Origin of the sequence: Comamonas sp. AG1104, from assembly GCF_003350425.1 — a bacterium.
GTDB lineage: Bacteria > Pseudomonadota > Gammaproteobacteria > Burkholderiales > Burkholderiaceae_C > Comamonas > Comamonas testosteroni.
The window spans coordinates 973,958-995,491 of the sequence record NZ_QQAS01000001.1 but is presented as its reverse complement, the minus strand read 5'-3'; the positions used below and the strand labels follow the sequence as shown (position 1 = coordinate 995,491).

At 62.2% G+C, this 21,534-nt stretch carries 23 protein-coding genes; 16 read left to right on the top strand and 7 right to left on the bottom strand.

Annotated features, from left to right (window positions below):
* Window positions 1–4: 4 nt before the first annotated feature.
* From DFO48_RS04355 to DFO48_RS04335, 5 genes are all read left to right on the top strand, one after another.
* Window positions 5–1,867, top strand: a complete 1,863-nt coding sequence (locus DFO48_RS04355) for an ATP-binding protein (protein ID WP_233506311.1) — start codon at window positions 5–7, stop codon at window positions 1,865–1,867.
* 13 nt (window positions 1,868–1,880) lie between these two features.
* Window positions 1,881–3,203: a sigma-54 dependent transcriptional regulator gene (locus tag DFO48_RS04350; protein WP_003074969.1), complete on the top strand. Its 1,323-nt coding sequence runs from the start codon at window positions 1,881–1,883 to the stop codon at window positions 3,201–3,203.
* A 104-nt stretch (window positions 3,204–3,307) separates the two neighbouring features.
* A complete protein-coding gene (locus tag DFO48_RS04345; protein ID WP_114862635.1) occupies window positions 3,308–4,420 on the top strand; it encodes a saccharopine dehydrogenase family protein in 1,113 nt (370 codons plus the stop codon).
* Window positions 4,420–4,965 carry a DUF4166 domain-containing protein gene (locus tag DFO48_RS04340; protein ID WP_114862634.1) on the top strand — a complete coding sequence of 182 codons (546 nt, stop codon included), beginning with the start codon at window positions 4,420–4,422 and terminating at the stop codon, window positions 4,963–4,965. Before DFO48_RS04345 ends, DFO48_RS04340 begins: the two co-directional genes overlap by 1 nt.
* Window positions 4,962–5,351, top strand: a complete 390-nt coding sequence (locus tag DFO48_RS04335) for a thiol-disulfide oxidoreductase DCC family protein (protein ID WP_114862633.1) — start codon at window positions 4,962–4,964, stop codon at window positions 5,349–5,351. Before DFO48_RS04340 ends, DFO48_RS04335 begins: the two co-directional genes overlap by 4 nt.
* Window positions 5,352–5,415: 64 nt before the next feature.
* Here the strand turns inward: DFO48_RS04335 and DFO48_RS04330 are convergent, their stop codons facing one another.
* Window positions 5,416–5,988 (bottom strand): hypothetical protein, encoded by a 573-nt coding sequence (locus DFO48_RS04330; RefSeq protein ID WP_114862632.1) that lies wholly within the window; start codon window positions 5,986–5,988, stop codon window positions 5,416–5,418.
* 75 nt (window positions 5,989–6,063) lie between these two features.
* On the opposite strand from DFO48_RS04330, the gene DFO48_RS04325 reads away from it, so the two are divergent.
* On the top strand, window positions 6,064–7,542 hold the full coding sequence (locus tag DFO48_RS04325; RefSeq protein WP_114862631.1) for an RtcB family protein: 1,479 nt from the start codon (window positions 6,064–6,066) through the stop codon (window positions 7,540–7,542).
* A gap of 404 nt (window positions 7,543–7,946) precedes the next feature.
* Window positions 7,947–8,483: a YcxB family protein gene (locus DFO48_RS04320; RefSeq protein ID WP_114862630.1), complete on the top strand. Its 537-nt coding sequence runs from the start codon at window positions 7,947–7,949 to the stop codon at window positions 8,481–8,483.
* A gap of 155 nt (window positions 8,484–8,638) precedes the next feature.
* Here DFO48_RS04320 and DFO48_RS04315 read toward each other — a convergent pair whose 3' ends face one another.
* The 5 genes from DFO48_RS04315 to DFO48_RS04295 form a co-directional block, all read right to left on the bottom strand.
* A complete protein-coding gene (locus tag DFO48_RS04315) occupies window positions 8,639–9,226 on the bottom strand; it encodes an SRPBCC family protein (RefSeq protein ID WP_114862629.1) in 588 nt (195 codons plus the stop codon).
* The gene (locus tag DFO48_RS04310) at window positions 9,223–9,945 is read right to left on the bottom strand and encodes a YceI family protein (protein WP_114862628.1); all 723 of its coding nucleotides are present in this window, start codon (window positions 9,943–9,945) and stop codon (window positions 9,223–9,225) included. Before DFO48_RS04310 ends, DFO48_RS04315 begins: the two co-directional genes overlap by 4 nt.
* Complete coding sequence (locus tag DFO48_RS04305) at window positions 9,942–10,505, bottom strand: YceI family protein (RefSeq protein ID WP_114862710.1); 564 nt, start codon at window positions 10,503–10,505, stop codon at window positions 9,942–9,944. The genes DFO48_RS04310 and DFO48_RS04305 overlap by 4 nt, the downstream gene beginning before the upstream one ends.
* 115 nt (window positions 10,506–10,620) lie before the next feature.
* Window positions 10,621–11,202 carry a peroxidase-related enzyme gene (locus tag DFO48_RS04300; RefSeq protein WP_114862627.1) on the bottom strand — a complete coding sequence of 194 codons (582 nt, stop codon included), beginning with the start codon at window positions 11,200–11,202 and terminating at the stop codon, window positions 10,621–10,623.
* A 142-nt stretch (window positions 11,203–11,344) separates the two neighbouring features.
* On the bottom strand, window positions 11,345–12,028 hold the full coding sequence (locus DFO48_RS04295; protein ID WP_114862626.1) for a LysE family translocator: 684 nt from the start codon (window positions 12,026–12,028) through the stop codon (window positions 11,345–11,347).
* Window positions 12,029–12,203: 175 nt separating this feature from the next.
* Here DFO48_RS04295 and DFO48_RS04290 point away from each other — a divergent pair, with 175 nt between their 5' ends.
* The 3 genes from DFO48_RS04290 (at window position 12,204) to DFO48_RS25395 (ending at window position 13,916) form a co-directional block, all read left to right on the top strand.
* The gene (locus tag DFO48_RS04290) at window positions 12,204–13,103 is read left to right on the top strand and encodes a LysR family transcriptional regulator (RefSeq protein WP_114862625.1); all 900 of its coding nucleotides are present in this window, start codon (window positions 12,204–12,206) and stop codon (window positions 13,101–13,103) included.
* A gap of 90 nt (window positions 13,104–13,193) precedes the next feature.
* Window positions 13,194–13,685: a DUF6882 domain-containing protein gene (locus DFO48_RS04285; protein WP_003074994.1), complete on the top strand. Its 492-nt coding sequence runs from the start codon at window positions 13,194–13,196 to the stop codon at window positions 13,683–13,685.
* 81 nt (window positions 13,686–13,766) lie between these two features.
* On the top strand, window positions 13,767–13,916 hold the full coding sequence (locus DFO48_RS25395) for a hypothetical protein (RefSeq protein WP_003064948.1): 150 nt from the start codon (window positions 13,767–13,769) through the stop codon (window positions 13,914–13,916).
* A gap of 45 nt (window positions 13,917–13,961) precedes the next feature.
* Here DFO48_RS25395 and DFO48_RS04280 read toward each other — a convergent pair whose 3' ends face one another.
* A complete protein-coding gene (locus DFO48_RS04280; RefSeq protein WP_003074998.1) occupies window positions 13,962–14,558 on the bottom strand; it encodes a YigZ family protein in 597 nt (198 codons plus the stop codon).
* A 187-nt stretch (window positions 14,559–14,745) separates the two neighbouring features.
* Here DFO48_RS04280 and DFO48_RS25390 point away from each other — a divergent pair, with 187 nt between their 5' ends.
* The 6 genes from DFO48_RS25390 to DFO48_RS04255 all read left to right on the top strand — a co-directional run bounded on the left by DFO48_RS25390 (window position 14,746) and on the right by DFO48_RS04255 (window position 21,482).
* Window positions 14,746–14,913 (top strand): hypothetical protein, encoded by a 168-nt coding sequence (locus tag DFO48_RS25390; protein ID WP_003075004.1) that lies wholly within the window; start codon window positions 14,746–14,748, stop codon window positions 14,911–14,913.
* A gap of 119 nt (window positions 14,914–15,032) precedes the next feature.
* The gene (locus tag DFO48_RS04275) at window positions 15,033–15,917 is read left to right on the top strand and encodes a helix-turn-helix transcriptional regulator (protein WP_114862624.1); all 885 of its coding nucleotides are present in this window, start codon (window positions 15,033–15,035) and stop codon (window positions 15,915–15,917) included.
* A 187-nt stretch (window positions 15,918–16,104) separates the two neighbouring features.
* Window positions 16,105–17,802: an FAD-dependent monooxygenase gene (locus DFO48_RS04270; protein WP_114862623.1), complete on the top strand. Its 1,698-nt coding sequence runs from the start codon at window positions 16,105–16,107 to the stop codon at window positions 17,800–17,802.
* Window positions 17,803–17,814: 12 nt separating this feature from the next.
* The gene (locus DFO48_RS04265; RefSeq protein WP_003075010.1) at window positions 17,815–18,003 is read left to right on the top strand and encodes a DUF2783 domain-containing protein; all 189 of its coding nucleotides are present in this window, start codon (window positions 17,815–17,817) and stop codon (window positions 18,001–18,003) included.
* 215 nt (window positions 18,004–18,218) lie between these two features.
* A complete protein-coding gene (locus DFO48_RS04260) occupies window positions 18,219–18,758 on the top strand; it encodes a PepSY domain-containing protein (RefSeq protein ID WP_114862622.1) in 540 nt (179 codons plus the stop codon).
* A gap of 234 nt (window positions 18,759–18,992) precedes the next feature.
* Window positions 18,993–21,482: a YgiQ family radical SAM protein gene (locus DFO48_RS04255; protein ID WP_114862621.1), complete on the top strand. Its 2,490-nt coding sequence runs from the start codon at window positions 18,993–18,995 to the stop codon at window positions 21,480–21,482.
* Window positions 21,483–21,534: the final 52 nt, after the last annotated feature.

Here is a 21,534-nt window from a genome sequence, read left to right as displayed (position 1 = left end):
CACCATGTTAGCTTTCCTGCCCCCGCGCCTGCGTGCTGTTTTGCTGATCCTGCTCTGGCTGGCTGCAAGCAGCCTGGGCGGCTGGCTGGGCTATCAGGGCTTCGTCAAGATCGGTCTCGAGACCGTGGTGGCTGCCGGCAACAACCGCCTCGATCTCTATGCCGCCAGCCTGCGGCGCGAGATCGAAAAATTTGCCTTTCTGCCCGATGTCGTGGCCTTGCAGCCCGAGATCCTGTCGCTGCTGCAATCGCCGGGCGACGAAAGACTGCAGTCTCGCGCCAATCTCTATCTGGAGGAGCTGAGCCGTCGTGCGGGCACCCTCAGCGTCTACATGCTCGATCACGACGGGCATGTGCTGGCCGCCAGCAATTGGCGCCGCGCCGACAGCTTTGTGGGCGAGAGTCTCGGTTTCAGGCCCTATGTCCAGCAGGCATTGCGAGAAGGGCGCGGGCGCTACTTCGGCGTGGGCACCACGCGCGGCGAGCCCGGCTATTACCTGACCACTACCTTGGGGCAGGGCGAGACGCATGGCGTGGTGGTGGTCAAGGTCGGGCTGGCGCAGCTCGAACAATCCTGGGCCAGTGCGGAGTCTCCGGTACTGGTCAGCGATGAAAATACAGTGGTCATTCTCAGCAACATGCCTGCCTGGCGCTTTGCCACCTTGCTGCCGCTGGATGAGGCAAGACGTGCCGAGCTGGAAGCCTCGCAGAAATACAACCGTCTGAACCTGCGGCCTCTGGGCTGGCGTGGCATGAGCAGCGTCACGGGCGTCAGGCAGGTGAGCATTCCCGATGTCAAGGACGCTGCGGCAGACCAGAGCGCTGGCCGCTTTCTGGCCCAGTCCAGACCTATGGCCGGCACGCCCTGGCAGATTACCGTGCTTTCCCCCTTGAGCGTTGCATTGCAGTTGGCGGCCAGTCGCGCCTGGGTGACGGGGGCGTTGATTGCGTTGATGCTTTTGCTGGGAGCTTTGCTGTATCAGCGGCGAAGACATGTGCGTGAACAACTGGCGGCCCAGCAAGCGCTGAAACAGGCCAACGAGGTGCTGGAAAACAAGGTCCAGCAGCGCACGGCCGATCTGCAGAGTGCCAACGTGGCGCTGCAGCAGGAGGTGATGGAGCGCATGCAGGCCGAGACCACGCTGCGCGCGGCGCAGGACGAGTTGGTACAGGCAGGCAAGCTGGCCGTCATCGGTCAGCTCTCCACGGAAGTGGCCCATGAACTGAATCAGCCCTTGGCGGCCTTGCGGGCGCTGGCCGGCAACAGTCAGCGCTTTCTGGAGCGTGGTCAGAGCGAGATGGTGCAAAGCAATCTGCAGCGCATGGCCGAGCTGACCGAGCGTATGGGGCGTATTACCGGGCAGTTGCGCAACTTTGCCCGCAAGTCCGCCGGCCAGCCCGAGCCGGTTGAACTGGCCAAGGTGGTCGATGGCGCTTTGTCCCTCATGGAGCCGCGCATTGCCCAAAGCGGCGTCATGATCGTGCGACAGCCCTCGGATCTCGAGCTGAGGGCCTGGTGCGATGCCAATCGCGTACAGCAGGTGTTGATCAATCTGTTGAGCAATGCGCTGGACGCCGTGCAGGGCAGCAATACGCGGTGCGTGGAAATTGCCTGCAACCGCTGCGGTGCCTGGGCGCAGATCACGGTGCGCGATCATGGTCCCGGACTCAGCGATCAGGCTCAAGCGCGACTGTTCGAGCCTTTTTTCACGACCAAGCCCGAGGGGCTGGGCTTGGGCCTGGGCCTGCCGCTGTCGGCCGAGATCGCCCAGGCTGCAGGCGGCAGCCTGATGGGCGGCAACCATCCGGAAGGCGGGGCCATCTTCACGCTGAGCCTGCCCTTGGTGGATACTCGGCCGCTGTCCTGATTGCCTGCAGCCCATGAACCCTTCCCTCAAAGTCCTGATCGTTGAAGACGATGCCGATGTCGCCATGGCCTGCGAGCAGACCATGCGCCTGGAGGGTCTGGACTGCATCTGCGTGAGCAGTGCCGAGCAGGCGCAAAAGCACCTGTCTCCGGATTTTGCCGGCATCGTGGTCAGCGACATCCGCTTGCCGCAGATGAGCGGCCTTGGGCTGCTGGCCGCCGTGCGCGTGCTGGACGCCGAGCTGCCCGTGATTCTCATCACCGGACATGGCGATATCTCCATGGCCGTGCAAGCCATGAAGGATGGCGCTGCCGATTTTCTGGAAAAGCCGTTTGCGCCCGAACGCCTTGTGGAAGCCGTGCGCCGTGCGCTGGAGCGCCGTCGCCTGGTGCTGGAGGTGCGCAGCCTGCGCCAGCAGCTGCAAAGCCGGGATGTATTGCAGCACCAGTTGCTGGGGCGCTCGCTGCCCATGCAGCAGTTGCGCAGCACATTGCAAAGCCTGGCGGCCAGCGAGGCCGATGTGCTGATCTGGGGGGAAACGGGCACTGGCAAGGAAAGAGTCGCGCGCAGCCTGCATGAATCCAGTCGGCGCAAGAGCGGCAACTTTGTCGCCATCAATTGCGGCGGCCTGCCGGAGACGCTGTTTGACAGCGAAATGTTCGGCAGCGAGGCCGGGGCCTTTACCGGCGCGGGCAAAAAGCGCATCGGCAAGATCGAACATGCCAGCGGCGGCACCTTGTTTCTCGACGAGATCGAAAGCATGCCCCTGGCCATGCAGGCCAAGCTGCTGCGCGTGCTGCAGGAAAGAGTGCTGGAGCGTCTGGGCTCGAACACGCTCATTGCCGTCGACTGCCGTGTGATTGCTGCGACCAAGGTCGATTTGCTGGAACTCAGCCGCCAGGGCCTGTTTCGCGCCGATCTTTACTACCGTCTCAATGTGGTGACCGTGAACCTGCCCCCGCTGCGCGAGCGCCGCGAGGATGTTGCGCTGCTGTTCGAGCATTTCGCGTTGCAGGCCGCCGCCCGCCACCAGCGGCCCGTGGCCGAGCTGACGCCGCAGCGTCTGCAGGCGCTGCTTGCCCACGACTGGCCAGGCAATGTGCGCGAGCTGCGCAACACGGCCGAGCGCATCACGCTGGGACTGGATGCTGGCCTGTCCCCGTCCGGTACGGCGCCCGAGGCTGCGGCTTCGCTGGCGGCGACCATGGAGTCCATAGAGCGCTCCCTGATTTCCGAAGCCTTGCGCAACAACGAAGGCAGCCTGACGCGCACGGCGCAGGCGCTGCACACCCCCAAGACCACACTGCACGACAAGATTCGCAAGTACGGGCTGTGACCAGGCTGTGGCCGGGCTGTGGCCGAGCCATGACGCGGCTGAGCAGGCTCGCCGTTGCGGGGCTTGCGCTTCGGAGCGAAACCCGCGTCCCGCTACACTGAGGCATGCGTGAATTGAAGGTCATGGTCGTCGGTGCTTACGGCTTCTTCGGCAGCCGGCTGGTTGCCAGGCTTGCCAGGCAAAGCGGTTTACACATCGTGGTGGCAGGGCGCTCGGCCTCTGCGGCGCAGGCGCTGGTTGAAAGTCTGGCACCGGGCGCTTGCTCAAGCCTGAGCCACGCGGTGGTGGACGTGATGGTGCCGGGTCTGGAGGACAGGCTCAAGGCGCTGGAGGTGGATGCACTCATTCACACTTCGGGCCCGTTTCAGGGGCAGGACTACCGCGTGGCGCTAGCCTGCGCCCACGCCGGCGTCCACTATGTGGATCTGGCCGATGGGCGTGACTTTGTCTGCGGCATCGATGTGCTCGATCCGCAGGCCAAAGCTGCGGGCGTGCTGCTGCTCAGCGGTGCCAGCTCGGTGCCAGCGCTGTCCTCGGCGGTCGTGGATGCGCTGGCTTCGGGCATGGCTCGCGTCAGCGACATCGACATAGGCATCAGCCCGGGCAATCGTACGGATAGAGGCCTGTCCACCGTCGCAGCCATCCTCAGCTATTGCGGCAAGCCGCTGCCTGGCTTGGGGCAGCAAGCCTTGATTGGCTGGCTGCGCAGCTATGGACACGACTATCCGGCCCCTGTTGGGCGGCGGCTGCTGTCGGCCTGCGATATCCCGGATCTTGCGCTGCTACCGCCTCGCTATGCAGGAAATCCGTCCATCAGATTCGGTGCCGGGCTTGAGCTGTCGTTCTTGCAGCGCGGGATGAATGCCATGGCCTGGCTGGCCCACAGAGGGCTGGTGCAGGACTGGTCTGTACATGCCCGCCGACTCAAGCGCATGGCGGACTGGTTCAAGAACTGGGGCAGCGATGCAGGGGCCATGCATGTCACGGTCAGTGGCCTGGATACAAAGGGGCAAGCCTGCCAGCGCGGCTGGGTGCTTATGGCGGGCTCGGGCGACGGGCCTTATGTTCCCACGCTGGCCGCCTGTGCGCTGGTACGCAAGCTGGCTGCGGGTGCACCGCTGGAGCCTGGCGCCAGGCCTTGCATGGGGCTGCTGACGCTGCAGGACTTTGTGGCCGAAGCGCAGGGACTGGATATTCAGATCAGGGAGATTGCTTGATGATGCCAAGCGCTTCGTTGTTTCAGCAGGCGATGGGCGATGAGTTCGGCAAGCTCGATGCCGCCCTGCAGCGCTTTCACGGCCTGCAGGGCGAGCATGAGCTTCAGGGCCGGGTGCAGACCGGCGCTCCCCAGACTCTGGCGGCCAAGCTGCTGGCGCTGGCTCTGGGCACGCCACGCGTCGCTAGCGAGGGAGCGATTCATTTCGAACTGCAGGCCAGTCCCAAGGCGGAAACCTGGATTCGCATCTTCCCCTCGCAGCTCATGCGCTCAACCATGCAGTTGCACAATGGCCATCTGATCGAGCGCCTTGGCCTGGCGCGACTTTGCTTTGCCTTGCAGGCGGTGGATGGACGGCTTCTCATGCGACTGCAGCGTCTGTACTTTCTGGGCTTCCCATGCCCGGGCTGGCTGGCACCGCGCATCGTGGCCGAAGAAACCGGGGCCGGGGAGCATATGCAATTTCATGTCGAAGCGGCCGTCCCCCTGATTGGCGTGGTGGCCAGTTATCGTGGCTATCTGTTGCTGCCCGAGGAACAAGCATGATTGTGGTCTTTGATGGGCAATGTCTGTTGTGCAATGGCTGGGTGCAGTTCTTGCTCAAGCACGACAAGCAGGGCATTTTTCAGTTCGCCGCCATACAGGGCAAGGTCGGCGGCAAGCTGTTGGCTGATGCAGGCTTGCGCATGGAAGGTCTGCAGACCTTGCTGCTGGTGGACGGCCAGCACTCCTGGCAGCACACGGATGCCATCTTGCGCGTGCTGCACGCACTGGGCTGGCCCTGGCGACTGACAGCGGTGATCAGGTTGATACCTGCTGCATTGCGCGATGCGCTCTACCGCATGATCGCCAGAAACCGCTATCACTGGTTTGGCAAAAGCGAGCAGTGCATGCTGCCGGATCCTGCTGTGGCTGCCCGCTTTCTGGACTGAATTCCGAATGAAAAGCGGTGTCGCTCAGCGAGCATGGGGATCAATGCGATTGGCAGATGCGCAATCAGGCATGCTCTGGCGGCATGGGTGGAATATTCAATAAGGCTTGGTACTTTTTCTGCAGCTCGCCGAAGCGTTGCAGCGTCGGCAGCACAGCCTGCATATTCAACGCCTTGTGCAGCAGCGGCAGTTGTTGCCTGCCGAGATTGCTCAATGACTGGCTTGCCTCGTGAAAGCAGGCTTCGCCTTTTTCATCCTCGTAGTACAACTGCTCCAGCTCGAGCCAGCCTGTGTAATAGCCGTAGTCAAAGAACTCCTGAAAGTTCTCGGCAATCACCCAGCTCAATTCGTTCACGCAGGGCAGTGTCATGACGATGGGGCAGACGCTATCGGGCAGGCGCCCATCGACCAGATAGCTGTAATGAACACTGTCGCAGCCCGTGGTCGCAAACGTCATCACATTGCGCGGCGTGCACCAATCGATGTAACCGGGTACGGGGGGGATCTCCAGCCGCAGGCCGCAGTCTCCAAAAACGGCTTCGGGTGACAGGCCGAACTGAGGGCCCATGGCCGCAGCTGCGTCATACAAAGTCTGCAGCGGCGCAGGAATCTGGAAGGGCGAAATTGCATTGCGCATTGCGGCATATTAGCAACGCCGATTAGGCGGCCCGGCGCTTACTCATTAGAATCGGCTCCTTATCAGTCCTTCTTGATGCTGCTGCTCGAAGGTGCGTTGCATCTCCCAGATTCGGAGATGCGCTGTTGCGTACCTGTTTTTATCAGCATCATGCCGCATTCTTCCGGGAAGCTTTCCCGACTGCAAAAAGCTCTGTCACGTCAGGGCATCCAGGTCTCCTACCGAGACAATATCTATCAAATCCATAACGAGCAGGCAGCGGCCACCATTTTGTTGCCCGACAGCCTGCCGTTGGAGCACAAGGCCGTTAGTCAACTGCTGGACTTCGCCTCGGTTGCCGACCCGCAAGGCCACGGCGCGGTCTGCAAGGCCTGTGCCACGCCGGACTTTCACCCCGGCAGCATTGCGCCTGTGGGGGCGGTGGTGGCCACGTCGCCAGACTTCGTGATTCCTGCGGCCATCGGCACGGACATCAATTGCGGCATACGCCTGCTGAGCACGGGCCTGACGCAGGCGCAGGCCGAGCTGCACAAAAGCACCATCGTGCAGCGACTGACCCGCGTCATCTTGCAGAACGGGCGCGATGTGCCCGTGCGCAGCGCAGGCTTCAAGGCGCTGTTTGATGAGGGTCCCCAGGCCTTTATTGAACAGTTGCCTGACGTGGGTCTATGGCAAGGCGTGAACCGCGACCGCCTGCAAGCCGAACTGGCCGAGTGCGTGGGCCTGCAAGGCTTTGCGGGCCAGAGTCGCTACGCGCCTGAAGCTCTTTTGCAGGCGCGCGAGCTGCTGCGCCCGCCGTCTGCCGCGGACCTGGGAAGCGGTAACCACTTTCTGGAGTTCTGTGTGGTCGAGGAAGTCTACGACCGCCATGCCGCCTATGCCGCGGGGCTCAGGAAGGGCGATGTCACGGTGATGATCCACACTGGCTCGCGCGATGTCGGCTTTTATGTCGGCCGCCGCTGGATGGAGCTGGCCAGGCAGCAATGGCCGCAAGGCATCAAACACCCTCAGCATGGTCTGTATGGCCTGAGCGGTGCGCTGGCGCAGGATTATCTGCAAGCGATGGGCGTGGCTGCGCGCTACGCGTGGTTCAACCGCATGGCGCTGGCGGAGCTGGTGCGCAAAGAGCTGGCAGGCATTGCCGCGCCCGATGCATCGCGCCTGATTGTGGATGTGCCCCATAACGTGGTGATGACCGAGGGCGAGTTCAACGTACATCGCAAGGGCTCCACCCCCGCGCATGAGGGCCAGTGGGCGCTGATTCCGGGCTCGATGGGCGATTACTCTTTCCTCGTCAAAGGTCTGGGCCATGAAGACTGGCTGCGCTCCTGCAGCCATGGCGCGGGCCGCCAGGTGCGTAGACAGGACACGCGGCGCATGAAGCAGCCGTTGGTCGAATCCGTCTGGCAGTGCATCACCTTGCGTGAAGAGCGACTGATCGAGGAAGCGCCCAGCGCCTACAAACCCGTAGGGCCGGTGCTGCAGGCGCAGGAAGAGGCGGGGCTGATTCGTGCGAGTGTGCGGTTGAAGCCCTGGTTGACTTTCAAGGCCTGAAGTTGAAGCCGCTGCCAGCGCTTGATGGTCAAGTGCTGGCAGCAAGGCTGTTCGACGATTCGGGCGTTCGAGGAAGATGAAGCGCAATCGATACGTGGCAGGCAATCAGATCAATGCTTCAAGTCCGTCACGTCATAGACATGGCTGTCTCGATTTTCTGCAACTTCACATCTTGCGGCTGCATGGGTTGTGCCTGTATCGCATGCACAGCTCTGGTCGCACCCCGTAATGCCCGGTGCGCCGGCTTATGGTGCTGGAACAGTGCAGGTAAAAGTGCCGGTAGCGGTGCCGGTAACGAATTCGTTCATGAGCCCCAGCCATCGACCGTGTGAGATGCAGCAGTCATTTTTCGATCAATACTCGCTGCTGCAGGTCGCTCATACCTGTGGCCACATCAACAAACCATGAACATGACCGCCAGCTTTACTCTCACTCCCGCCGACTTCCTTCGCCTGCAGAAAATGGTTTCGCGGCGCTGGCATCAGAAGGCTGGGATGCTTTCCTGGCCGTTCCTCTTGCGGGTTGTGGTGTGGCTTTGCATTGGCCTGGCTGGTGCAGCCTACGCACGACTGATGCGTGAGTTTCCTGAGATCTCCGGCCCACTGGGGCAGGTTGCCTGCCTTCTGGTCGTCGCTTTGATCGCCGTCGTGACAATGCCTTACCTGTCACAGGCATCCATGCGCAAGCTCATGCTCCTGCCGGATGGGGCGTTTCTGTCGCCGCAAACGGTCACGCTCTCGTCGGATGCCATCGGGGTAGCCTCGGTTCGCGGAGACACGATACTGCCGTGGTCAGGAGTGCTGTCGCTTGCCGAAGATGACGTGAACTACTATCTGTTCATCGACGCCATGCAGGCTCTGGTACTGCCTAGGGCAGCCATTGCCAGCATGGCTGCAGAGTTCGAGCAATTCACGCGCCATCTCAGGGCCTCTGCGATTTAAGTCTTTGTTCTTGCAGATGCCTGCGCAGTCATGGCTGCAGCCTGAGGCACAGGGGCCAGGCTTGCATGCCTCCAATACCGTGCCCGCACGGCAGGCGGCGTCAGCAGCAATTGAAGTGAAGCGGTTGCCCACCTGATCTTTGCAGCGGCCTGCTGCTAATTTTCTGGTGTCTGCTTGTGCTCTTGAAGCTTCAAGGCCTCACGTCGCTGGATTTCATCCACCAGTGCCCTGAACTGGCGTTTCAGCAGCTGGCGCAGTACCGGTTTGCCGACCAGCGGCGGGATGGCGAAAGCGGGGACCAGGCGAGCGCTGTAGGCCAGGCGCACCCGGCCGTCGGCTTGGGTTTCCAGGGTATAGCTGCCGTCCATCTGCTTGAGATTACCGCCGATCGCATGCGCGGTGATGCGCTGCTGCGGCCATTCGGTTACAGCCAGTCTGACCTCGATTGCCTGGCGAAAAAACAGAAACCCCAGACTGCCTTTTTGCTCCAGCAGCACTTGGTTGCCGTCGCGTTGCAGCACACGCGAGCTTTGCATATCCGGCACAAAGTCGGCCAGATGGTCGTAGTCGGAAATCACGCTCCAGGCCGTGGCCAGCCTGACTTGCATGACGGCCCAGGCATTCACCGTCATGGCCTCATTGTTCTCGGCAGTCTCTATGCGCAGCTCCTGTGCCGAAACCTGGACACCGCCGCAAAGCAGGGCCACAGCTGCACCGCAGGCACCCACAAGCGCTGTTCTCATGACCGGGGTTCCTGCTGCTGAGGTGGCACTGCGCGCACTTCGAAGTTCAATTCGAGCCTGTCGCGGACCTGGATTGCACCGCCCAGGATGGACAAAGGCGTGATGCCAAAGCTCGATTGATCGATGCTCAGCGAGCCGCTGATATGGAGTTCGCCTGGCGTCTTCCGGATTCGGGCCGGTGCGCTCAGGCTGCGTGTGACGCCGTGAAGAGTGAGTTCCAGGGCCAGCAATACATCGCCGTCTGCTTGCGGGGACGCATGTGCCTGGATCAGTGCAAACGGATGGACCGAGGTTTGCAGCAGCTTGCTCAGCATATTGGCACGGGTCGCTTCAATATCGGCAGCGCTGGGCTGGGTGTCCAGAGCCGCCTTGGCACGCAGAGCGGGTTCGTCAACCGATAGCCTGTCCAGCGCCACATAAAGATCGGCGCGGCCAAGCTGAGGGGCCACATAGCCTTGCAGCTCATGGCTGGCAATTACATGGTCGTGCCCCAGTCTGGCCAGAGCGCCAGCGCGTCGAACGGTGATCGAGACCAGGGAATGCGAGGAATCGATCTGAAGCACCGACTGGTCCCGTGCAGCAGCATCGGCATAGAAGGCCGCAGGAAAGTCCGCAGGCCTTGCCGTCGGGCCGGGAGGCTGCGCTGGCTCGATGCCAGGTTGCGAGCAGCCTGTGATCAGAGCGAACAGGACTGCAATCAGCTGTCTGGGCAATGTCATGGCAACTCGCGCAGTTGGACACGAAATCTCACTGTCACTGCGTCTCCCACGGCATTGCTGCTCTTCCACTCTCCTGTGCCGATATCAAATATCGAGCGATGGGTGACGAATTCGCCTTCCATGCGGCGTTCCTCGGGCTTCCAGCTGAAGGGCAGCACAAGCGGCTGTCTGTGGCCTTTGAGCAGCAGGGTGCCACGTGCCAGGTGGCCGGCTGCGCCGGGGGCGTCGAGAATCTCGCTGGCATCAAAGACTGCCTCGGGATAACGCACATAGTCAAACCAGTCCTTGCCGGCGATGGCCTGGTTGATGTCCGGATTGGCCATGTCGGCGCTGCTGATGCGAATGCGGACATTCAGCCTGTTGCTGCCTGGCTTTTGAGGGTCGAAATCAAAGCGAACCCGGAAGTCCTTGAACACGCCGGTGACCGGCGTTTGCTCGAAAGTGGCGGTGAATTCCAGTCGGTTGTCGCCACCGGGCTTGAGCTCCCACGAGGTGGCATGAGCTGCGGTGGCACAGAGCGTGGCGAGCAGGGCGGCGAGGCAGCAAACGGTATTGCGCATCTGGATGACCTCCGGCAAACAGCGTTTTGCCGGGTTGGCCGCTGCTCTGCGAGGGATGATGCTCCATTGCGATGCAAGTTGCAGCGATTGCCCCCTCGAGTTACTGCTTGTTGCTTCAGGCTTTTTTCTCGCGCGGCACCCGGCCCATCAGATAGAACTCGGGATTGGGCTGCATGTCCGCGAAGCTGGCCATCCGGTTGGACAGTCCGAAGAAGGCGGTAATGGCCGCAATGTCCCAGATATCTTCGTCGTCAAAACCGTGAGGGTACAAGGCTTCGTAGTCGGCATCGTCGATTTCGGCGCTGTGCAGACAGACCTTCATGGCAAAGTCCAGCATGGCCCGCTCGCGCGGGCTGATGTCGGCCTTGCGGTAATTGACTGCCACCTGGTCGGCAATCAGCGGCTTTTTCTCATAGATGCGCAAGATGGCGCCATGAGCCACTACGCAATACAGGCACTGATTGGCAGCGCTGGTGGCGGTGACGATCATTTCGCGCTCGCCCTTGCTGAGACTGCCGTCTTCCTTGAGCATCAGCGCATCGTGGTAGGCAAAGAAGGCGCGCCACTCGGCCGGCCGGCGAGCAAAGGCCAGAAAAACATTGGGAATAAAGCCCGACTTTTGCTGTACCTCGGCGATACGTTGCCTGATGTCTTCAGGCAGGCTGTTCAGATCGGGAAAGGGGTAGCGACTTTTCATGGTGCTTGTCTCCTTTGGTGTTTTGCTGATGGGTGCCAACCATGACAAGCATGGCACGGGTGAGCGCTCCAAAGCTGTCGTTTGCGTTGCAGATGCTGCTATGGCGGCCATTGCGGCTATTGGGCTTGTCGGGCTTTTCCTGTCAGATGCTGACATTCATCAGATCCGACGTAGCCGGTGTGCCGGTGGCGATCAGCAGCAGGCCCAGGACAAGCAGCACGCAGCCCAGACTGCGATCTACCCATGGGCGTATGGCTTGCACCTTGGGCTGGAGCATCGGGGCAGAGAAAAAACAGGCTACCAGCGCAAACCACAGCATGTGGGCCATGGCGACGAAAAGGCCGTAGGCCAACTGGGTGGGCATGGGCACGGCAGGGCCGACGATTTGCATGAACAGGCTGAGGATGAACAGCGCTGTCTTGGGGTTGAGTGCATTGGTCAGAAAGCCCAGGACGAAAAGCGAGCGGCCTGGCGCATGGCCTTTGGCTGCATTGGGCTTGCCTGGTTCGGCACTGGATCGGGACTCTGGCCGATCGCCGTTTGCACGGCTGGCACCGCGCCAGAGAGAAATTCCGAGCCACACCAGATAGGCTGCGCCCGCATATTTGAGCAGATTGAAAAGCCAGGGCAGGCGTTGCAGGACCATGCCCAGTCCCAGCAGGGTGTAGGCCACATGGATCAGAACGCCGCAGCCGATGCCCAGCGCCACCCAGAGACCCGCACGGCGCGATTCCATCAGGCTGGTGCGGGTGACCATGGCGAAGTCGGCGCCGGGGCTGATGACGGCGAGAGAGGTAACGAGAATCACGGAGGGCCAGGCGTTCATACAGTGTATTGGTTGAGTTCAAATATCAGTTTGTGAGATGGCTCTGTTGCACGAGAATGGCAATCAGTGCCCTGTAGCTGTGAACTCTAGGGCGATCAAAGTTTTTTGAATAACGATGATTTCTCAAGAAAATAGTGATTCAGACTCACATATTTCTGCCGGCAGTCCACAACGAATGCCTTCGCTGGTCGCTTTGCGCTGTTTTGAAGCGGCAGCGCGGCTGGAGAGCTTCAGCCGCGCTGCCGATGAGCTGCACCTGACCCATGGAGCCATCAGCCGCGCGGTGCGCTCGGTGGAGGAGGAGTTGGGGGCGCAGCTGTTCGAGCGCCGCAATCGCCGTGTCTTTCTCAATGCAGCGGGGAGGCTGTTGTTCGACGGGGTGCATGCCGGTCTGGGGCAGATGGCACGTGCGGCCGAGGCAGTGCGGCAGCAGGCGGCTGGAAGGCCGTTGCTGCTGTCGTGCGAGCCCACGCTGCTGATGCGCTGGCTGATTCCGCGCTGGGGCGACTTCCAGGCACGCTACCCGCAGCACACCGTGCATCTGGTTGCGGGCGGCGGTGCCGTGGAATGGGGGCGCGGCATCGATCTGGCCATTCGGCGCAACGACTTTGACTGCGGTCGCAATGTCCAAATGCAGCTCTTATGCGCAGAGCGCATGGGGCCGGTCTGCCATCCGGACCGCCTGGCGCATTTCTTTGCGTTGCAGTCCGATGGCGGTCTGGCGCTTCATGGCGATGCAACGCTCTTGCACAGCAAGACACGACCCAAGGCCTGGGAGGATTGGTGGAAAAACCGGCCAAATCAGCCTCCCACCCAGATTCAGCAGGCGCAAGCAGCAGGTTATCTGGTGCTTGAGCATTTCTACCTGAGTTTGCAGGCAGCAGCAGCGGGCCTGGGCGTGGCCATGGGGCCGCAACTTCTGGTACAGGACGATATCGCTGCCGGCCGGCTGGTGGCTCCAATGGGCTTTGTGCCAGACGGCTCGCACTACTGCCTGCTGGCCGTACAGAGTTGGGGAGCGGGCTCGGTGCAGCAACTGCTGGCCGACTGGATAGCGCAGCAGATGAAGAGCTGAACGCAGGCCGACGGGGGCATAGGATTTCGGGCCCGGGCATGCCCGCTTCTTGCCTGACAATGCGCTTTGTTGAAAAGCAATGGATACGCAATGAGCAACGACGCACAAACCACCGACTGGGCTGCCTGGAGCCGTGAGGCCGTTGAAATGATGCAGGCCCGCAATGCACAGTGGCCCCAGGAATTCGGCTTGCAGGGCAGCCCCAGGTACCGCTGGGATCTCGATCGCGCCCTGCTGGCGCTGGAAGCTCCGCTGCATGAGGTGATTGCCACGGTCTGCCTGGTGGGAACCAGCAGCGAGCAGGACGGCAGCTTTGTCTGGAGCTGGGCCAACGAAGCCATTCCCAAGCAGCATGGCCAAGCGCTGGAAGTCGTGCATGAGTTCGGCCGCCAAAACCAGCTCGCACTGCTCACCACGGCCCGGATTCCCGGCGGCCGCCCCGAGGCCATGGAGTGCATGTGCATTGCCGCCCGCCTGCAGCGCGCCGTAGGTACCTTCATCGACCAGCAGGGCGATGTAACCCTGTACTTCACCTTGCTGCACCTGCAGGTTGCGGTCGAGCAGCAGCAGCCGGCCAATTGAAAGCCGCAACAGGATTGTTGACAGAATGCGGACGGGGCCGCCTATAGACTGGCACCCTCAAAAATCTGAAAAGGTCACCCCATGAAAACGATGTTTGCTTTGGCAGCGGCCATGTTTGTGCTGAGCGGCTGTGCTGTCTATGACAGCCGCGGCGGATACTACGACGATGGCTACAAAAAGCCTCATCCCCACGGCTGCCCACCGGGCCAGGCCAAGAAAGGCAACTGCTGAAATTGCCCGCTCAGAAACCCGCCAAAGGCGGGCTTTTTTTGCGATCTACAGCTCGTCCGGCTTGAGCCAGCCAATGCGGCCCTGGCCGTTTTCATTGAGGGCACTGACGAACTGGGCGGCATCGGCCTCGGGCATCTGCAGCTTGAAGCGCACCAGAGAGCCGTGATCGACCTCCAGCAACTCCGCGCCTGCAGTGTCGGCCATGCGCCGCACCAGACCTTCCAGCGGATAGGGGGCCGTGCACTGCAAGGTCTGCATGCGTTGAATGGCGACTTTTTCGGCCTGCAGCAAGGCCTGTGCCACGGCGTCGGTGTAGGCGCGCACCAGTCCGCCGGCGCCGAGCTTGACCCCACCAAAGTAGCGCACCACAGTGGCCAGCACGCCCTCCAGGTCCTGATGGCGCAGTACGTCCAGCATGGGGCGACCGGCAGTTCCACTGGGCTCGCCATCATCCACGGCCGCAGATTGCCCGCCCGCCAGCAAGGCCCAGCAGACATGGGCGGCGCCCGGGTGCTCGCGCCACAGTGCATCCACCACGGCCTGCGCGCTGGAGCGGTCCGTCATCGGCTGCACGCAGCCGATGAAACGGCTTTTCTTGATGATGAGTTCACTGGAGACGGGAGCGCGAAGGGTCTGAGGCATAGCGGCGGCAGCATAACCGCAAAGCCGGGGCCTAGCAGCGTTGCGGTACATGGGCCGGGTAGCGGCAGTTGTGACATATCCATGACATGACGACGCGGCATGTGGGGATTGCTCGACAGTGTCCTTAAGCCAATTCCTACATGTTCGGCAAGCCTCGAGCCTTAAGCTTTGCCCAAAGGAGGCCGTCATGAACAATCCGCAACCACAGTCCCTGAGCGAACATACTTTTGGCCGCGAGCATTTCACGCCGCCTCCACTTGCGCAGGAGCTGGCAGAGCCCCAGGCCCTGCAGGCTGCGGCACCCGAAGACGAATGGGAGCTGCTGCAGCGCATACGCAATGTGGGCGAGTGGTAGGGCCCAGGGCCAGACCGCATTTTCTGCTTCAAGCCAAACCGGCCAGACCGGCTGCTCCTGAAAGGGAGAGCCGGTTTTTCCTGTCCGCGGCCGCGCTGCAGCGGCGAAAATCGCAGCCCATGACTGCTAGCTCTGCGCCGTTTCCCGATTCTTCGCACTGGATGCTGCTGCCGGCTGCCGCGCAGGCAGCGCAGCTGCCCGTGGCCCTGGCCGATGTGACGGCCATGATGGAAAGAGTGGGACGCAGCAGCAGCGACGCCGTGGCCGAGCAGATCCTGCAGCTGCTGGGGCACCATGTGCCGCTGGCCCAATGCACGATCTTCTCCTTCCAGGGCATGGCCAGGCCGCGCGTGGTGGGCATGGGAGACAGGGCGCGCACCGGGGCGCTGCCCATGATCTCCCAGGATTACAGCGAGCGCTTCTATCCGCTCGATGGTTCGCAGCGCGTGATGCAGGCCGAGCTGGCACGCCTTGCCAGGGACCCGCATGCCAAGCCGCGCGTCTGGCTGCATCGCCAGGGGCCGCACGACGTGCAGCACCCCGAGTACCGCCATGTCTGCTATGAGCTGCCGCGCATTGCCGAGCGGCTGTCGCTGCTGATGCTGCAGGAAAACGCGCGCTGGCTTTCCGTGAACCTGTACCGCGGCGAGGAGCATGGCAGCTTCGACGCTGCGGCCATTGCCCGGATCGAGGCCTTCGCTCCCCTGGTCATGCAGGCCATGCGTCTGCATTACGCGGGGCAGACGCTGCAGGACGACCTGGTCGGGCTGGTACTGGCGCGTCTGGCGCGGCGCTTCGAGCAGCTGACGCCGCGCGATCTCGATGTGGTGCGGGCACTGGCCCAGGGGCTGGATGCCGATGCGCTGGCGCAGCGCCTGGGCATTACCGTCAGCAGCGCGCGCACCTATGTCAAACGCGTCTGCGCCAAGCTGGGCGTGCAGGGGCAGCGCGAGCTGTTTGCGCTGCTGATGGAACCCGCTGAAGCTGTCGATGGTCAACTTTGATAGCTTCCATCGATTGATGGGTAAGGGCTAGGGGCTTATTTCATTGAAATTTTGCTTGGGATAGATGTTGTCTCCATCTGGTGACATCGGTTGTAGGCTGCTTTTCTACACTGCATTGCAAGCCAGACCGCAAAGGGGACAAAAGCGCAACGGTTTGATCACGACAGCGCCCCCAGGAGACAAGAACATGCACCAGCCATTTGCCGAGCCACGCAGCTCCATCTACTACCAGTACCAGGTGCACCAGCCCTGGCTTGCCTCCCGGAATCCGGGCGAGCAAAACCACCCCGTCGTCATCGTCGGCACCGGCCCCGTGGGCCTGACCACGGCGCTGGAGATTGCCCGCCACGGCCAGCGCTGTGTGGTGCTCGAGTCCGAGCTGCAGGTGTCCGAAGGCAGCCGGGCCATCGTGTTCACGCGCCGCTCCATGGAAATCCTGCAGCAGGTGGGCGTGGCCCAGCGTGTGACGGAGACCGGACTGCCCTGGTGCTACGGCAACAGCATCTACCGCGGCCAGCGTGTGTTTCGCATGGAAAACGCGCGTGCCGACGACGACCGCTTCTTTCCCATGATCAATCTGCAGCAGCAGTACCTGGAGGAATACCTGGTCGATGCAGTGCAGGCCAACCCGCTGATCGAGCTGCGCTGGGGCAATCGCGTGAACAAGGTCGAGCAAAAGGGCGAGCAGGTTTTGGTGGAGGTGGACACCCCTGAAGGCAGCTACGAGCTGCGGGCGGACTGGCTGGTGGCCAGCGACGGCGCGCGTTCGGGGATTCGCACGGCCATGAGTCTGCTGATGGAAGGCGCCTCCTACGAGGGTCGCTTCGTGATTGCCGACATTCGCATCGACCTGCCCCTGCCCACCGAGCGCCTCGCATTCTTCGATCCCTCATGGAACCCGGGCAACACCATCCTCATGCACCGCGAGCCGCATGGCATCTGGCGTGTGGACTACCAGCTGCCTGCTGGCGAAGATCCCGAGGATGCGCTCAGGCCCGAGTCGCTGAAGGCGCGCATCGATGCGCAGTTGGAGATGATCGGCTTTGGCGGCACGCCCTGGGAGATGGACTGGAGCTCCGTCTACTCGGCCCGCGCGCTGACCCTGCCCGACTATGTGCATGGCCGCGTGATCTTTGCGGGCGACGCCGCCCATATGCTGCCCATCTTCGGCGTGCGCGGTGCCAACACCGGTTTTCAGGATGCTCAGGGCCTGGGCTGGCGTCTGGCACTCGTCGCCAAGGGCGTGGCCAGCGCCGCGCTGCTGCAAAGCTACAGCAGCGAGCGCGTGGGCGCGGCCCGCGAGATTGTGGAGGAGGCCGGCAAGAGCACGCGTTTCATGGCACCGCCCAGCAGAGGCTTCAGGCTGCTGCGCGATGCCGTGCTGTCCCTGTCGCTGAGCCAGCCCTTTGTCGGCCCGCTCTACCACTGGCGCACCTCGCGCCCGCATGAGTACGGCAACTCGCCGCTCAACAGCATGGGCGACGACAATCTGCTGTTCAAGGCCGGCCCTGCCCATGGCGCGCCGCCTCTGAACGTGCGCTTTGCGCCTGACAGCTATCTGCTCGATCATCTGGGGGGCGGCTTCGATCTGCTGTATTTCACGAGCGGCAAGGCGATTGCCGCCGAACTGCAGGCGGTCGTGGCCGGGGTCAGAGCTCGCGGCGTTGCAGTGCGCCTGATCGCCGTCAGCAGCCACGCTGCGAGCGCTATCGACGGTGCCGATCTGGTACTTGATGACAGCGAAGGCCGCTGCCGCGCCCGCTATGGCGTGATGGCCGATGGCGCTGCCTATCTGCTGCGCCCCGATCAGCATGTCTGTGCGCGCTGGATGGCGCTGGACGCCAATCGTCTGCAAGCCGCATTCAAGGCAGCCTTGCCTGCCTGAGGAGAGATTCAAATGACGCAAACCACTCTTGATATCGCAGGTCTGGAGACCGTGTACGACCAGCTTGCTGGCGCCATCGATGCCGTGGGCGCGGAAAAGTCCGAGCTGCTGCTGGTCAAGCTGGCGCTGCTGGCCGCCAATCAGCTCGGTGATGCCCGCCAGTTTGGCGAAATGATTGCGGCGGCCCAGCAAGATCTGTAAGCAAAAGGCCTGTACGTGGCAGTCATCCCGGCCCGCCCGGGCCGGGTTCTGGCGGGTTCTGTGCGTGTTGATTCGCGGATTTCATAGCGGATAATCTTTGCCTATCAATAGTTTGAGATGGATTTTCTGAAAGTCGATATGGCTTGATATCCGACAAGGCCGCGCCACGGAGTCGAGGCAGACTGGAGCCATTGCCACCGTAGGAGGATTGGTCCATGAAATTGCGTCCCAGTACCTTGCTGCTATCTGGAGTCCTGAGCCTGAGTGGATTGAGCGCGGCTCCGGCCCTGGCCAAGTCGGCTGCCGAATGGCTGGCCTTGACAGGTGCCGTGCAGATCGGCTTGAGCCAGGCCGTCGAAAAAGCCCAGGCCGTGGCTCCCGGAAAAGCGATCGATGTCGAGCTGGAAGAGGGCAAGAAAGGCGCTGCGCCTTATTATTCGGTCACCTTGATCTCCCCAGTGAATGAGGAAATCAAGCTGCGCGTGAATGCCAGCACGGGCGATGCCGCCGTGGAGAAGAACAAGGGACAGGCCGAGGCCAAGCATGTCAAGCGTCTGGCCGATGCCCGGATCACGCTGGTGCAGGCCGTCGATGCAGCTATTGCCGCCTTGCCCGGCAAGCCGCTGGAGGCCCAGCTGGATTCGGACTGGGACAAGACCAGCTACAAGGTCAAGATGCTGCGCGCCGATCAGACGGTCATGAAGCTCAGGCTGGATCCTGTCAGCGGTGCAGTGACGGGCCAGGAAAAGGATTAGGGCAAGCCTTGAGGGGCGGATTGCTATGAAGAAATGAGTATCTGGCGCTTTCCCATAATGGGTTTTAGACATGTTTGATGTTGAATCCCTGTCATGGAGGGTGCTGGATGCTATGAGTTTCAGAGTTTCAGCCATGTTTGTGCAAGACCTTGCACGTGCAAGGCTGAGGGCAGAAAAGTACACTGGCCGGTTCTTTCTCCGCATAGGCCATGAGGCCATATAAAGCCCATCCACATGAACGCCCCGGTTGATGTTTCCTTTTTCCATCGCGATGCCAAACCGCTGACCAGCTACAAGCCGTACTGGGCCAAGCGCTTCGGCCCGGCGCCGTTCCTGCCCATGAGCCGTGCGGAGATGGATCAGCTCGGCTGGGACAGCTGCGACATCATTCTGGTCACGGGCGACGCCTATGTGGATCACCCCAGCTTCGGCATGGCGGTCATCGGCCGGGTGCTGGAGGCGCAAGGCTTTCGCGTGGGCATCATCGCCCAGCCCGACTGGACCAGCGCCGAGGCCTTCAAGGCCCTGGGCAAGCCCAATCTGTTCTGGGGCGTGACGGCCGGCAACATGGACTCGATGATCAACCGCTACACGGCTGATCGCAAGATTCGCAGCGACGATGCCTACACCCCCGGCGATGTGGCCGGCAAGCGCCCCGATCGCGCAGCCATCGTCTACAGCCAGCGCTGCCGCGAAGCCTACAAGGACGTGCCCATCGTGCTGGGCGGCATCGAGGGTTCGCTGCGTCGCATTGCCCACTACGACTACTGGAGCGACAAGGTGCGTCGCTCCATCGTGGTGGACAGCAAGTGCGACATCCTGCTCTACGGCAATGCCGAGCGTGCCCTGGTCGAAGTGGCGCACCGCATTGCGGCGCGCGAGCCGGTGGAGCAGATCACGGATGTGCGCGGCACTTCGTTCTTTCGCCGTGCTTCGGAGGACGGCTGGTTCGAAGTCGACTCCACCACAGTGGACGAGCCCGGCGAAGTCGAGCCCCATATCAACCCCTATATGACGACCAGCGAGCAGGCCGAGGCCCAGGGCCAGACCTGCTCCAAGGAAGATGCCGCGAAATCGGAAGCGGACGGCCCCAATGACGGCGCATCGGTAGCCAAGGTCCAGCCCATCCAGTTTGTGCCCAATCTTTCGCTGCGCAGCAAGTCCAAGCTGCCCCCGCGCGAGCGCACCGTGCTGCGCCTGCCCAGCTATGAAGAGGTCAAGAGCGACCCGATTCTGTACGCCCACGCCAATCGCGTTCTGCATCTGGAGACCAACCCCGGCAACGCCCGTGCGCTGGTCCAGGCCCATGGCGAGGGAGCTACGGCGCGCGATGTGTGGATGAACCCGCCGCCCATTCCTCTCACAACAGTCGAGATGGACTGGGTTTTCGGTCTGCCCTACGCCCGTAGCCCGCATCCTGTCTATGCCGACGAAAGCGGCAGCCACGAGGGCGCCACCAAGATTCCGGCCTGGGAGATGATTCGCACTTCGGTGAACATCATGCGCGGCTGCTTCGGCGGCTGCACCTTCTGCTCCATCACCGAGCACGAGGGCCGCATCATCCAGAGCCGCTCGGAAGATTCCATCATCCAGGAGCTCGAAGAGATCCGCGACAAGGTCAAGGGCTTTACCGGCACCATCTCCGACCTGGGCGGGCCCACGGCCAATATGTACCGCCTGGGCTGCAAGAGTCCGCAGATCGAAGCGGCCTGCCGCAAGCCCAGCTGTGTCTTCCCCGGCATCTGCCAGAACCTGCACACCGACCACGGGCCGCTGATCAAGATCTACCGCCGCGCGCGCAAGCTGCCAGGCATCAAGAAGATCCTGATCGGCTCCGGCCTGCGCTACGACCTGGCTGTCAAGTCGCCAGAGTATGTCAAGGAACTGGTCCAGCACCATGTGGGCGGCTATCTCAAGATCGCCCCTGAGCATACCGAGCAAGGCCCGCTGACCAAGATGATGAAGCCGGGCATCGGCAGCTATGACAAGTTCAAGCAGCTGTTCGAGAAGTTCAGCGAGGAAGCCGGCAAGAAGCAGTTTCTGATTCCCTACTTCATTGCCGCCCACCCTGGCACCAGCGATGAAGACATGATGAATCTGGCCATCTGGCTCAAGAAGAACGGCTTCCGTGCCGACCAGGTGCAGACCTTCTACCCGAGCCCCATGGCCACGGCCACTGCCATGTACCACAGCGGTCGCAATACGCTGACCAAGGTACGCCGCCAGATGCGCGACGAGGCCGAGGAGCGCGTGGACATCGTGCGCGGTGAAAAGCGCCGCCGTCTGCACAAGGCTTTCCTGCGCTATCACGACCCCAACAACTGGCCGCTGCTGCGCGAGGCGCTCAAGACCATGGGGCGCGCCGATCTGATCGGCAACGGCAAGCAGCACCTGATCCCGACCTTCCAGCCACTGGTGGACGGCAGCTATCAGAGTGCCCGAAAGAAGAACAGTACCTCGACCAAAGCGGGTGGCGGCATCGGCTACACCACCAACAAGGATGGCAAGGCCGTGGCCGTGCGACGCCGCAGCGAAGAGGCGAGCCTGGAGCCCAAGGGCGATGTGCGCTTCCGCAGCAGCCAGCCGCAACCGGGCAAGCTGCTGACCCAGCATACCGGCCTGCCGCCGCGCGCGGGTGTGACGACTGGCAAGGCCAAGCCAGGTTTCAAAACTGCGGCGAGGCCCGCCAGACCGGCGGGCCAGGGTTCGCGCAAGTCCCGTTGATGGCGTCGGTCTGATTGCAGTAAAAAAACGACGCTTGATGCGTCGTTTTTTG